General features: G+C 68.3%; 12 protein-coding genes. 5 read left to right on the top strand and 7 right to left on the bottom strand.

The window, feature by feature from the left end; all coding sequences use genetic code 11:
* Nucleotides 1–140: 140 nt before the first annotated feature.
* The 3 genes from AB0I14_RS21865 to AB0I14_RS21855 form a co-directional block, all read right to left on the bottom strand.
* On the bottom strand, nucleotides 141–1,091 hold the full coding sequence (locus AB0I14_RS21865; protein ID WP_358025875.1) for a 2-hydroxyacid dehydrogenase: 951 nt from the start codon (nucleotides 1,089–1,091) through the stop codon (nucleotides 141–143).
* A gap of 80 nt (nucleotides 1,092–1,171) precedes the next feature.
* Entirely contained in the window at nucleotides 1,172–1,705 is a 534-nt protein-coding gene (locus tag AB0I14_RS21860; protein WP_358025873.1) for a 2-oxo-4-hydroxy-4-carboxy-5-ureidoimidazoline decarboxylase, read from the bottom strand.
* Nucleotides 1,706–1,754: 49 nt separating this feature from the next.
* A complete protein-coding gene (locus tag AB0I14_RS21855) occupies nucleotides 1,755–2,243 on the bottom strand; it encodes an inorganic diphosphatase (protein ID WP_358025871.1) in 489 nt (162 codons plus the stop codon).
* Nucleotides 2,244–2,370: 127 nt separating this feature from the next.
* On the opposite strand from AB0I14_RS21855, the gene dacB reads away from it, so the two are divergent.
* The 5 genes from dacB to AB0I14_RS21830 are packed head-to-tail and all read left to right on the top strand — an operon-like array spanning nucleotide 2,371 to nucleotide 8,615.
* A complete protein-coding gene (gene dacB, locus AB0I14_RS21850; protein ID WP_358025869.1) occupies nucleotides 2,371–3,753 on the top strand; it encodes a D-alanyl-D-alanine carboxypeptidase/D-alanyl-D-alanine-endopeptidase in 1,383 nt (460 codons plus the stop codon).
* A complete protein-coding gene (locus AB0I14_RS21845; protein ID WP_358025867.1) occupies nucleotides 3,741–4,817 on the top strand; it encodes a zinc-dependent metalloprotease in 1,077 nt (358 codons plus the stop codon). The genes dacB and AB0I14_RS21845 overlap by 13 nt, the downstream gene beginning before the upstream one ends.
* Nucleotides 4,796–5,755: a tRNA lysidine(34) synthetase TilS gene (tilS, locus tag AB0I14_RS21840; protein ID WP_358025865.1), complete on the top strand. Its 960-nt coding sequence runs from the start codon at nucleotides 4,796–4,798 to the stop codon at nucleotides 5,753–5,755. The genes AB0I14_RS21845 and tilS overlap by 22 nt, the downstream gene beginning before the upstream one ends.
* Nucleotides 5,756–5,800: 45 nt before the next feature.
* On the top strand, nucleotides 5,801–6,379 hold the full coding sequence (gene hpt, locus AB0I14_RS21835; RefSeq protein ID WP_358025863.1) for a hypoxanthine phosphoribosyltransferase: 579 nt from the start codon (nucleotides 5,801–5,803) through the stop codon (nucleotides 6,377–6,379).
* A 19-nt stretch (nucleotides 6,380–6,398) separates the two neighbouring features.
* Entirely contained in the window at nucleotides 6,399–8,615 is a 2,217-nt protein-coding gene (locus tag AB0I14_RS21830; protein ID WP_358025861.1) for a molybdopterin-dependent oxidoreductase, read from the top strand.
* A gap of 98 nt (nucleotides 8,616–8,713) precedes the next feature.
* On the opposite strand, the gene AB0I14_RS21825 is transcribed toward AB0I14_RS21830, so the two are convergent.
* The 4 genes from AB0I14_RS21825 to AB0I14_RS21810 are packed head-to-tail and all read right to left on the bottom strand — an operon-like array spanning nucleotide 8,714 to nucleotide 12,586.
* Nucleotides 8,714–9,439: an SIMPL domain-containing protein gene (locus tag AB0I14_RS21825; protein ID WP_358025859.1), complete on the bottom strand. Its 726-nt coding sequence runs from the start codon at nucleotides 9,437–9,439 to the stop codon at nucleotides 8,714–8,716.
* Nucleotides 9,440–9,459: 20 nt separating this feature from the next.
* A complete protein-coding gene (locus AB0I14_RS21820; RefSeq protein WP_358025857.1) occupies nucleotides 9,460–10,470 on the bottom strand; it encodes a zinc-binding dehydrogenase in 1,011 nt (336 codons plus the stop codon).
* Entirely contained in the window at nucleotides 10,467–11,654 is a 1,188-nt protein-coding gene (locus tag AB0I14_RS21815; protein WP_358025855.1) for an LLM class flavin-dependent oxidoreductase, read from the bottom strand. The genes AB0I14_RS21820 and AB0I14_RS21815 overlap by 4 nt, the downstream gene beginning before the upstream one ends.
* The gene (locus tag AB0I14_RS21810) at nucleotides 11,651–12,586 is read right to left on the bottom strand and encodes an alpha/beta hydrolase (protein ID WP_358025853.1); all 936 of its coding nucleotides are present in this window, start codon (nucleotides 12,584–12,586) and stop codon (nucleotides 11,651–11,653) included. Before AB0I14_RS21810 ends, AB0I14_RS21815 begins: the two co-directional genes overlap by 4 nt.
* Nucleotides 12,587–12,647: the final 61 nt, after the last annotated feature.

Raw genomic sequence — 12,647 nt, 5'->3', positions numbered from 1 at the left:
TTGAGTCGACGGGTGAATCCGCCGCAGCCCGCGGTCCGGCCGCAGGCCAAAGTCGCCTGCGGATGTAGTTGCGGATCATGCAGTTCCGGTGCGCACTGCCACAACATGGGACCGGCTGCAACGTGCGGTAACGCCCCGATTCACCGAACCGGCGTGACCAGCTCGCCGGACTCCAGAAACCGGTCCAGGTTGGCCAGGACCAGCGCTTCCATGGCCGCCCGCGTTTCCACCGTGCCACTGGCGACATGGGGCAGCAGCACCACGTTGTCCAGTTCCGTCAACGCCGCGGGGACGTTCGGTTCGTCGGTGAACACGTCGAGGCCCGCGCCGGCCAGGCGGCCGTGTGTCAGCGCCTCCACCAGGGCGTCCTGGTCGACCACGGTGCCGCGGGCGATGTTGACCAGGTAGCCGTCCGCTCCGAGTGCATCGAGCACCTCCCGGTCCACGAGGTGGCGGGTGCCGGGGCCGCCGGCCGCGGCGACCACGAGTACCTGAACGCGGTGGGCAAGCTCGACCGGTGAGTCGACGTATTGGTATGGGCTGTCGGGGATCTGCCTGCGGTTGTGGTAACTGATCGAGCAGCCGAACGCCGCCAGGCGGGTGGCGATCGCCCCGCCGATCCGGCCGAGCCCGAGAATGCCCACCTGCGACCCTGAAACCTGATGCGTCAGTGGGTAATTCCCGTCAGAAACCCAGCGTCCGGCCCGCAGGTAGCGGTCGGCGGCCGAGAACTGCCGCATGGTGTCGATGAGCAGGCCCACCGCGGTGTCGGCGACGCAGTCGTCGAGCACGTCGGGGGTGTTGCTGACGCCGATACCGCGGGCCGCAGCCGCGTCCACGTCGATGTTGTCGTACCCGACGCCGAAGTTCACCACGGCTTTCAGATTCGGCAGTGCCGTCATCAGATTCGGGTCGACGCGGGTCACACCCGAGACCACGATCGCGGTGATCTCGGCAGCGTGTTCGGCCAGGAACGCGTCACGGGCGTTCCCGTTGGGCAGGGTGTAGGCCTGGTAGTCGGTGCGCAGGGTTGCCGCGAGCGAGGGCTTGAGCGGGCCGATTTGCAGCACGCGGCGGGCGGAAATGGGCATGGCCGTCCTCGGTCGCTGCACGTCAGGCGATGAAATCGATTCTGCTGCACCAGGCTACGCCAGTCTGTGGAACGAGGCGGCTACCAGTTGTAATAGCCGCCCTCGGGCCCGAGCATGCGTTCGAGCCGGGCCCGGTTGATGCGGGCCAGTTCGTTGCGGACCACCTTGCGTTCGGTGTCGCGGTCGTTGTGCAGCCGGTCGATGATCCCGGCCATGGCCCGGTGCGCACAGCAGTCCTCGACGAACATCACGAAGCCGAACCCGAACTGATCGTCGTAATGCCGGACCTCGGAGTTGAGCTGGGCCATCACCGCGGGATCGTCGTCCCACACCGAGCACTGTTCGCACACCGACTTCGGACTGCGGGGGCGCCGCCCGATGTGCGGATAGGCCTGCAGCACGCGGTCGATGGAATCCTCACCGAGACTGAACAGCAAGGCATCGGCCTGCCGGAACAGCGCGGCATGGTCGGTGAACGGACGCCCACCGGCCAGATCGGTCGCGAGCACCACGCTGTAACAGCACTCGTACACGGCGTGCACCGCACGGCGCGTCGGCAATGCGTTGTACGCCTCAAGCCCCATGCCCTGATGCATCAACACCTGGTCAAGCATGAAAGGCATAGAGCACAGGGGGGTTACCCCGTGTTACAGCCAGGGAAATTCAGTGATCTGAGCTCTTGAACCGCTCGACCGAACGCTGCAGCTCGGCTTCGGCCTCTTCGCGGCCCACCCAGTCGGCGGTCTTGACGAACTTGCCCGGCTCCAAGTCCTTGTAGTGCACAAAGAAGTGCTTGATGGCGTCGAGTTCGAACTGCGACACGTCACCGAGGTCCTGGATGTGGTCCCAGCGCGGATCCCCGGCGGGCACGCACAGCAACTTGTCGTCGCCGCCGGCCTCGTCGGTCATCTTGAACATCGCGACCGGGCGGGCTTCGACGGTGCAGCCGGGGAACACCGACTCCGGCAGCAGCACGAGTGCGTCCAGCGGATCGCCGTCCTCGCCGAGAGTGTCCTCGAAGAATCCGTAGTCGGCGGGGTAACCGAACGAGGTGTAGAGGTAGCGGTCGAGCTTGACCCGGCCGGTCTCGTGGTCAACCTCGTACTTGTTGCGCGAACCCTTCGGGATCTCGATGACGACGTCGAACTTCACCGTCGCGGCTCCTTCGCATCTGCGGTCAGGCTTGGGTCGTCGGGCGACGACGCGGGTCAACCCTAATCGAGCGATAGTCTGGCCTAAACGGGTGGCTCGTTCCCACCACCGGCAGAGCAGGAGAAATATGCGGCCCACTCGGTGGCGGCAGTCCACCCATGTGGCGGTTGGCGTCGTGGTCCTGATGCTGGTCGCCGGCGTCGTCGCGCTTGCTGCCGTGCTCACCGGTCACCGCTCCAGCGATGCCGCGGCGGTCACGCCCGCGCCTCCGCCGGCGACCGCCAGCCCGGGGATCGTCCCGGTCGACATGTCGGCGCCGACTCCGACCGTGAGCGGCCTGGCCGCGGCGCTGGCACCGGCGCTGGCGAACCCCGATCTCGGTCAGGTGACCGGCCGGATCACCGACGGCGAGACCGGCGCCGAACTGTGGGAACAGAATTCCGGGGTGCCGATGCAGCCCGCCTCGGTCAACAAGGTGCTGACGACGGCCGCCGCACTGCTCACGCTGGACCGCAATGCACGGCTGGCCACCACGGTTCTGGCCGTCGACTCGCAGCCCGGTCTGGTGGTGCTCAAGGGCGGCGGGGACACCACGCTCTCGGCGGCGCCCGATGACACCGACACCTGGTACAAGGGTGCGGCCCGGATCAGTGACCTGGCTCAGCAGGTGCGCGGCAGCGGTATCACGGTCACCGCGGTGCGGGTGGACACCAGCGAGTACAGCGGCCCCACGATGGCGCCGGGCTGGGATCCCGCCGATATCGAGGGCGGTGACATCGCACCGATGGAACCGGTGATGGTCGACGGCGGACGTATCCAGCCGACGACGGTGGAATCGAGACGGTCGACGACACCGGCGCTCGACGCGGGCCGGGCCCTGGCCACCGCCCTGCGGGTGGACCCGGCGACGGTGACGGTGCTGCCCTCCGAGGTCTCGGGCGGTAGGCAGATCGCCGCGGTTCAGTCCGCCCCCCTGATCGAGCGACTGCGTCAGATGATGAACGAATCCGACAACGTGATGGCCGAGTCGATCGCCCGCGAGGTCGCCGCCCAACTGCACCGGCCGCAGAGTTTCGACGGCGGCGTCGACGCGGTGACGAGCCAACTCGAGGGCATCGGCATCGACATGTCGGCCGCCAAGCTGGTCGATTCCAGCGGCCTGTCGACCGACGACCGGCTGACCGCCCGGATCCTCGACGAGGTGGTCAACATCGCGGCAGGCAACACCGAACCGGACATGCGGCCGCTGGTGGATCTGCTGCCCATCGCCGGTGGCAGCGGCACGCTGTCCAACCGCTACGTCGACACCGACGCCGGGCGTGACGCTGCGGGCTGGCTGCGGGCCAAGACCGGATCGCTGACCGGGACCAATGCGCTGGCCGGCATCGTCACCGACGACAACGGCCGGGTGCTGACGTTTGCGCTGATCTCGAACAACGCCGGCCCGACCGGACGTACCGCGATCGACGATCTGGCCGCGGTGCTGCGGTCGTGCGGATGTGGCACGTGAGCGAGCGGGTAGCGATGACCGCGGGCCGCGCGGTCGACTGGGACTTCGCCGCGACGGTCGGGGCGAAGCTGGCCCGGTCGTCCCCACCGTCCACGGACTACACCCGCAACCAGGTGATCGAGCAGCTCTCGGAGAGTTCGAAGGCCGCCGAGCTGCCGGTACGCGAGGTGACGGGTCTGATCGAGGGGGCGGAGGTGCCCGAGGCCCGCGTGGTGGATCGTCCCGAGTGGATCCGTGCGGCCACCCGTTCCATGCGGGTGATGACCACCGGAGCCCGATCCGGTGACGAAAGTGACGCGCAGAAGCCGGGGTTCATCACCGGACGGGTGACCGGGGCGCAGACCGGCGCTGTGCTGGCATTCATCTCCACGGGCATCCTCGGGCAGTACGACCCGTTCGGCCCCGACGGTGGCGAGCTGCTGCTGGTGTATCCCAACGTCATCGCGGTGGAACGCCAGTTGCGCGTCGCCCCAGCTGATTTCCGGCTGTGGGTGTGCCTGCACGAGGTCACCCACCGGGTGCAGTTCCGGGCCAATCCCTGGCTGGCCGACCACATGTCACAGGCCCTGGCGGTGCTGACCCAGGATGCCGGCGAGGACGTCACCGAGATGGTGGGGCGGCTCGCGGAGTTTGTCCGGAATCAGCGCAATGATCAAGCGCCGGAAGCCAATTCGACCGGTGTGCTCGGCCTGATGCGTGCGGTGCAGGCCGAGCCCCAGCGTCGTGCACTGGATCAGCTGCTGGTGCTGGGCACATTGCTGGAGGGCCACGCCGATCACGTGATGGACGCCGTCGGCCCTGCGGTGGTGCCCACGGTGTCGACGATCCGGCGTCGCTTCGACGACCGCAGACAGCGCAAACAGCCGCCGCTGCAACGGTTGGTACGCGCACTGCTGGGCTTCGACGCCAAGATGAGCCAGTACACCCGGGGCAAGGCGTTCGTCGACCACGTGGTCACGACCGTCGGGATGGCCCGGTTCAACACCGTCTGGTCGAGCCCCGACACCCTGCCGCTGCCCGAAGAGATCGACGAACCGCAACGATGGATCGCACGGGTGCTGTAGCCGCGCTGCGGCAGGCAGTGGTGGCCGCCGGCGAGCGGATCGACGGCGGGAACTGGTGTGTGGCCCTGTCCGGCGGCCCGGACTCCCTGGCGTTGACCGCGGTCGCGGCGGCCCTGCGGCCCACCACTGCGCTGATCGTCGACCACCGGCTGCAAGTCGGGTCGGATGCCGTCGCCGACACTGCGCGCGCCCAGGCGTTGGCACTGGGATGTATTGCAGCTCAAGTTATTTCAGTCGATGTCGGCCGTTCCGGGGGGCCGGAGGCCGCCGCACGTCAGGCGCGCTATGCGGCCCTGAACGCGGCCCGCGACGGCGCACCGGTACTGCTCGGCCACACCCTCGACGATCAGGCCGAGACGGTGCTGCTGGGGCTGGGCCGCGGATCGGGTGCCCGCTCGATCGCCGGCATGCGCCCGCACGACCCGCCGTGGCACCGGCCGCTGCTGGGGGTGCGGCGCACGCTGACCCACGCGGTCTGCGACGAACTCGGCCTCACCCCGTGGCAGGACCCGCACAATGCCGAACCCCGGTTCACCCGGGTCCGGTTGCGGCACGAAGTGCTGCCGCTGCTGGAGGACGTGCTCGGCGGCGGCGTGGCCGAGGCCCTGGCCCGCACCGCGATCGCGCTGCGGGAGGACACCGAGACCCTCGACGCCCTGGCCGGTGAGGCCCTGGCGGGGGCGCGCACCGAGGCCGGAGGTCTGGACACCGCCCGGTTGGCGCAGTTGCCCGCTGCGCTGCGCCGGCGGGTGATCCGGGCCTGGTTGCTGGACGGCGGCGCGTGTGATCTGACCGACATCCAGATCCGCGGGGTCGACCGGCTCGTGACGGCCTGGCGCGGACAGGGCGGCGTGGCTGTCGGGTCCGGGCTGCGCAAACAGCGGTTGTTCGCGGCGCGGCGCGATGGGGTGCTGAGGATGCACACCGAACCGGTCTAGCGATCCGCGTTGGAAAGCGGACCCCTCGCATGGCACGCTGTTGCAGTGGCTGTCGACTCTGCAGAGCTGTATGCGGGAGACATCAAATCGGTGCTGTTGTCCGAGGAGCAGATCCGGACCCGCACCGTCGAACTCGCCGAGATGATCGCCGAGCAATACCGAGACAACCTGGGCAACGACGACCTGCTGTTGGTCACCGTGCTCAAGGGCGCGGTCATGTTCGTCACCGATCTGGCCCGGACCATCCCGCTGCCCACGCAGCTCGAGTTCATGGCGGTCAGCTCCTACGGCTCGTCCACCTCCTCCTCGGGCGTGGTGCGCATCCTCAAAGACCTCGACCGCGACATCAATGACCGTGACGTGCTGATCGTCGAGGACATCATCGACTCGGGGCTCACCCTGTCCTGGTTGCTGCGCAACCTGGCCACCCGTCGTCCGCGCTCGCTGCGGGTGTGCACGCTGCTGCGCAAGCCCGAGGCCGTCAAGACCGAACTGGACGTCGCCTACGTGGGCTTCGACATCCCCAACGAGTTCGTCGTCGGCTATGGCCTGGACTTCGCCGAGCGTTACCGCGACCTGCCCTACATCGGCACCCTCGAACCGAAGGTGTACGAAACGCCCTGACCGGCGCAGAATTCGGGGGATGAGCACAGCCCTGCGGATCTGCCCCTTCTGCGAGGCCACCTGTGGCCTGACGTTGACCATCTCCGACGGCCGCGTGACCGGCGCCCGCGGCGATCGCGACGACGTGTTCAGCGCGGGATTCATCTGTCCGAAGGGCGCCAGTTTCGGTGAGCTCGACAACGACCCGGACCGGCTGACGCGCCCACTGGTCCGCCGCGCCGGCGTGCTGACCGAGACCACCTGGGATGAGGCCTACACCGGCATCACCGAGCGCCTCGGCGCGGTGATCGCCGCGCACGGCGGCGGCTCGGTCGGGATGTATCTCGGCAACCCGAACGCGCACACCATCGCGGGCAGCCTGTATGCGCCGCTGATCATCAAGGGCCTGGGCACCCGGCAGGTGTTCAGCGCCAGCACGCTCGACCAGATGCCCAAGCACGTCGCACTCGGCCTGATGTTCGGCAGCCCGGCCGCGTTCACCGTGCCCGATCTCGACCGCACCGACTATCTCGTCATCATCGGCGCGAATCCGCTGGTGTCCAACGGCAGCCTGGCCACCGCCGCCGATTTCCCCGGCAAGCTGCGGGCGTTGCGCAAACGCGGCGGCAGGCTCGTCGTGATCGATCCGGCCCGCACCCAGACCGCCAAACTCGCCGACCGGCACCTGGCCCCGCGGCCCGGTACCGACGCCGCGCTGCTGTTCGCGATCGTGCACGTGCTGTTCGAGGAGGGTCTCGTCGATGTCGGTGAGCTTGCCGAGCACGTCAACGGCATCGAGCAGGTCCGCACACTGGCCGACGAGTTCTCACCCGAAGCTGTCGCCGCGGCCTGCGGGTTGGACGCTGCGGAGATCCGGGAACTGGCCCGTGAGCTCGCGGCGGCGCCGACGGCGGCCGTCTACGGCCGGATCGGCACGTCCACAGTCGAGTTCGGGACCATCGGCAGCTGGCTCGTCGACGTGATCAACATCCTCACCGGCAACCTCGACCGACCGGGCGGGGCGATGTTCGCGCTCGGCGCGGCGGCCCCCGCGCCGCGTCCGCCGAAACCGGGGCGCGGCTTCAAGACGGGAAGGTGGGCGAGCCGGGTTTCGGGATATCCCGAAGTGCTGTCCGAACTGCCGGCCGCCGCACTCGCCGAGGAGATCGACACCGCCGGCGAAGGTCAGATCAAGGCGATGATCACCATCGCCGGAAACCCGGTGCTGTCCGCACCCGACGGCGACCGGCTCGACAGGGCACTCGACAGCGTCGAATTCATGCTGAGCGTCGACCCCTACCTCAACGAGACCACCCGCCACGCCGATGTCATCCTGCCGCCGCCCCCGCCGGCCTGCAGCGCCCACTTCGATGTCGCCCTGAACAACCTCGCGGTCCACAACAACGTGCGGTACTCGTCGCCGGCGCTCCCGCTCGACGGCCGGCCCGACGAGCCCGAGATCCTGTCCCGGCTCGCCCTCATCCTCTACGGCATCGGCGCCGACGGTGATCCCGCACTCGTCGACGCCCAGGTGATCGCCACGACCTTGGCGAAGGAGACGGGCGACCCCGGTTCGCCGGTGGCCGGGCGTGACGTCGATGAGCTCACCGCGATGCTGTACCCGGGCCCCGGCTATGAACGCCGCCTCGACATGATGCTGCGGCTCGGGCCCTACGGCGACGCGTTCGGCGCCAAGCCGGACGGGCTCACCATGGAGCGGCTGAAGGCCAACCCGCACGGCATCGACCTGGGGCAACTGCGACCGCGGATCCCGGAGATCCTGCGAACCCCAAGTGGGCGGATCGAACTCGCGCCGGAGCCGATCGTCGCCGACGTGGCGCGGCTGCGCGACGCGCTCGGCCGCACGTCCGGCGGGTTCCTGTTGATCGGCCGGCGCCATCTGCGGTCCAACAACAGCTGGATGCACAACCTGCCGGCACTGTCGGGCGGCTCCAACCGGTGCACCCTGCAGATCCACCCCGACGACGCTGCGGATCTGGGACTCACCGACATCGCGGTGATCAAGGGCCCGGGCGGTGAGCTGTCGGCCCCGATCGAGGTGAACGACGGCATGCGGCGCGGCGTGGTCTCGCTACCGCACGGCTGGGGTCATGACCGCGGCGGCACCGGCCAGCAGCTCGCGGCCAGTCGGCCCGGGGCCAACGTCAATCAGCTCAACGACGGCACCCATCTGGATCCGCTGTCGGGCACCGCGGTGCTCAACGGCATTCCCGTCGACATCGCGCCCGCGGGCTGAGCCGGTGAATAGAAACTCCTTGTTGACTTTGAGCTGACGCCGCATTTTTGCGGGTAGTAGTGTGCGTGGTTTCAAAGTGAACGGAAACCGCAGTACAGCTAGGTGAGCTCCCAGATCACCGTCACCGAGAAGTCCACGGTCTGCTGACCGGGTTCCAGCGGAACGGCCTGCATCGCGGCACGCGGCATCGGGGTGGGCGTGGGCGGGGTCGAGCCACCGGACTGTTCGGAAATCGAGATCACCTTGCCCAGGTGCAGTCCGGACAATCCGGCGTACTGCTCGGCGCGGTTCTTGGCGTCGTCGAATGCCCGGGCGCGGGCGTCGCGCACCAGGTCCGAGTCGTCCTCGATCGAATAGTCGACCGAGTTGATGCGGGTGGCGTCCCCTCCGGTGCCGGCGATCAACGCCAGGGTCTGCGAGGCCTTGGCGGTGTCGCGGATCTTGACCTTGATCGCGTTGCTGGCGCGGTAACCCGAGATCGTGTTGTCGTTGAACTGCGGTTGCACGCTGACCTGGGTGGTGCTGATGTCCTTGCGGTCGATGCCCGATCCGACCAGCGCATCGATCACGGCCTGCTGCCGTTGGCTGGACTGGTTGAGGGCGCCGGACACATCCGGGGCGGTGAACTCCACGGCGACATCGGCGGTCAGGGTGTCCGGAACGCCCTGCACCTGACCAGATCCGACGACGGTCACCTGCCGGGCGTCGGCCGGCGATGCCCCGCCGGGTCCCGAGGTCGCATCGCACGCGCTTGCGCTGACGGCGATCAATCCCGCCGCGGCAACGCCCAGCACCCGTAACTTCGCATTCCCAGCGATCGGCATGACCGAACCCTACCGGGACATCACGGCGTCACCAGGACTTTGCAGTGCCGCTCGGGGGAGGCGAGCTCGTCGAACGCGGTGCCCACGCCGTCGAGGCCCACCGTCCCGGTGATCATCGGTGCGACGTCGATCTCACCCTCGGCGATGGAGCGCAACGAGTTCGCGAACTCGGTCGGGTCGTAGCCGAAGACGAACTGGATGTTGACCTGCTTGGTGATCGCGTAGAACGGGTGCACGGTGTCGGGCTGCATGCAGACCCCGGCCACCACCAGTCGGACGCCCACGGGAGCGCGGCGCAGCACGTCGTCGATGAGCCCAGGGGCGCCGACGGCCTCGAACACCACCGCGGGCCGGCACTGGTGGAACGGTGAATCCGCGGCCGGATCCAGCGTGATGTGGGCGCCCATCGTGGCCGCGAGTTCGCGCCGGGTGGGGGAGAAGTCCGACGCCACAATGGTTTCCACGCCCCGTAGTTTCAGTGCGGCGACGATGGCGACGCCGACGGGGCCGCAGCCGATGACGAGTGCCGCCTCGCCGGGTTCGATGCGCGATGCGTTGACCGCGTGCAGGCCGACGGCCATCGGTTCGGTGAGTGCGGCGTGTGCGGCACTCAGACCGTTGGGTACCGGCAGCAGTAGCGGCGCCGACAGCAGCATCTTCTCGGCGTAGCCGCCGACGGTGGTGTTGCTGTACACAATCGGGGCGATCCCGCCGGTCGAGATCAGCACCGGTACGGAGGTCACCAGTGTCCCGGCGGCGGGGGCTTCAGTTCCCGGTCCGGCGTCGAGGATCTCGGCGCTGAACTCGTGGCCCATGAAGACGTCACCGGCCAGGTCGATGTCCATGTCGGGCACACCCTCCAGGTCGGCGCCCGCGGCCAGCATGTCGGCGCCGTGGGTGGCGAAATGCAGGTCGGACCCGCAGATTCCGCAGGCTTTCACCTCGACCAGCACCTGCCCCGGGCCGGGCACCGGGTCGGGCACGTCGTCGCGGACGATCATCCGGCCGTCACGCAGGACCGCGGCCTTCACCGATTCTTCTCCCCATTGCTCTCGGAAGTGTGTTCGGTGATGGCGTTGACGATCGCCTGCCCGGCGCGGCCCAGCAGTTGATCCCGCATGCCCTTGGCCCAGTCGTGCGATGCCCGTGCGGCCGTGAGCTGGCCTTTGAAGTGCGGGATCACCTCACGGGCGAAAAGTTCGTAGGAATGGAAGGTGGCCGCCGGTGGTGCCCAGTCGTGGCCGAGGAGCAGGAGGGTGCCGAACCCGCCGGAGCGGTCCAGCAGGTCCTGGATATAGGTGATCGCGTCGGTGGTGGTGCCGATGCAGCAATTGCCGCCTGCCGCACAGTTTTCCACGAACTCATAGGCGGAAGGGGCTGGACCGGTTTCGTTGGAGAGCGGCACGAAGCCGGCTGCGCCGAAGTAGTTGGCGAAATCCTGCAGGCCGTATGTGCAGTCCTCGATGGCCTGCTCGCGGGTGTCGGCGAGATGGATGATGCCGAGCACCCGCCAGTCGGCCCGGTCCGGTTCGGGCCGGCCTGATTTGGCGGCCTGCTCACGCACGGTGTCCCAGGTGGTCTCGATGGCCGCGTAGCCGCCGGGCACCGACATCGACAAGGACAGCAGGGATGTTCCCAAGGCCCCGGCCAGTCGCGGTCCGGACGGGGAAACCATTGCCGCGGTGGATATTTCGGGGTACGGCCAGGTGTAGGGGCGGATGTGCAGCGCGGCGTCGCGCAGGGTGAACCAGTCGGTCTTGCGGTTGATCCGCTCATCGGGCGCGGCGCGGAACAACGCCAGGATCGCCTCCAGGGATTCCTGCATCATCGGCCGCTGATCCACCGGGTCGATGCCCATCATGTAGGCGTCCGAAGGCAGCGCACCAGGCCCGGTTCCGAACATCACCCGGCCGCGCGTGAGGTGGTCGAGCAACACCCACCGGTCGGCCACCATGAGCGGGTGGTGATACGGCAGCGACACCACGCCGGTGCCCAGCCGGATGTGTCTGGTCCGTTCGGCCGCGGCGGCGATGAACACCTCGGGACAGGCGATGAGTTCGTAACCGCCGGAATGATGTTCGCCGAACCAGGCCTCGTCGTAGCCGAGCCGGTCCAACGCCTCCACCCGGTCCATGTCGTATTGCAGTGCGGTGGTCGGGGATTGGCCGACCGGGTGAAACGGCGTGATGAAAACGCCGAAATTCAACGGACTCACTTCAGATCCTCCAGGAACTCCAACAGCACTTTGTTCACCTCATCGGGACGTTCCTGTTGCAGCCAGTGCCCGGCGCCGTCGACCAGCACCTCGCGGTAGTCACCGGTGGCCACGTCCCGCACCCGGTCGCGCGGGGTGAAGCCCAGCACCGGGTCGCCGGTGCCGGCCACGAACAGCAGCGGGACGTTGATGGTCTGGGCCTTCATTCGACCTGAGCCCGGGTCGGTGAGCTCCCAGTTCCGGTCGAAGTTGCGGTACCAGTTCAGCGGCCCGGTGAAACCGGTCTCGGCGTAGGCCTGCACGTAGTGCTCGAACTCGTCGGCCGTGATCCAGTCCGGCAGGGGCGGCAGCGGTCGCTCCGACAGGCTGTCGGGGGGAGCGCTGATGCCTTCCATCGCGATCATGCGGCGCAGCGACTGACGCACATCGGCGCCCAGTGCGGCGTCGGCGACGCCGGGTTCCTGGAAGTACAGGATGTAGAAGAAGTTGTCCCCGACGATCTTGCGCCAGATCTGCGTCGGCGGCCCGGACGCCCGCGGGACCGGGGGCACGCTCAGCGCGGCCACCGCGGCGACCCGATCGGGGAAGAACAACGGAAAGTTGGTGACGACGGGCGAGCCCCAGTCGTGGCCGATGAGCACCGCCTGCTCGGCGCCGACATCATCGAGCAACCCCGCGATGTCGGCGGTCAGCTCCACGATGTTGTAGGCATCGATGTCCTCGGGCCGTGATGAGCCACCGTAACCGCGCTGGTCAGGGGCCAGGACGTGATAGCCGGCGGCCGCCAGCACGGGGATCTGGTGTCGCCACGAATAGGCCAGCTCGGGGAACCCGTGGGCCAGCACCACCACCGGATTTCCGTGCTCACCCGCCTCGGTCACCTTCAACGTCACGCCATTGGTGTCGACTAACCGCTCGGTCGGTGTGAGCACGATCTCACCCAAGCACAGCGGCCCGCCGTCGGCTAGATACCGTCGGGAACTGCCGGACGTT

This window comes from Mycobacterium sp. NPDC050441, from assembly GCF_040655355.1.
In the GTDB taxonomy this organism is placed as follows: Bacteria; Actinomycetota; Actinomycetes; order Mycobacteriales; family Mycobacteriaceae; genus Mycobacterium.
The sequence above is the reverse complement of the archived record's forward strand: the minus strand, read 5'-3'. Positions and strand labels throughout refer to the sequence as shown.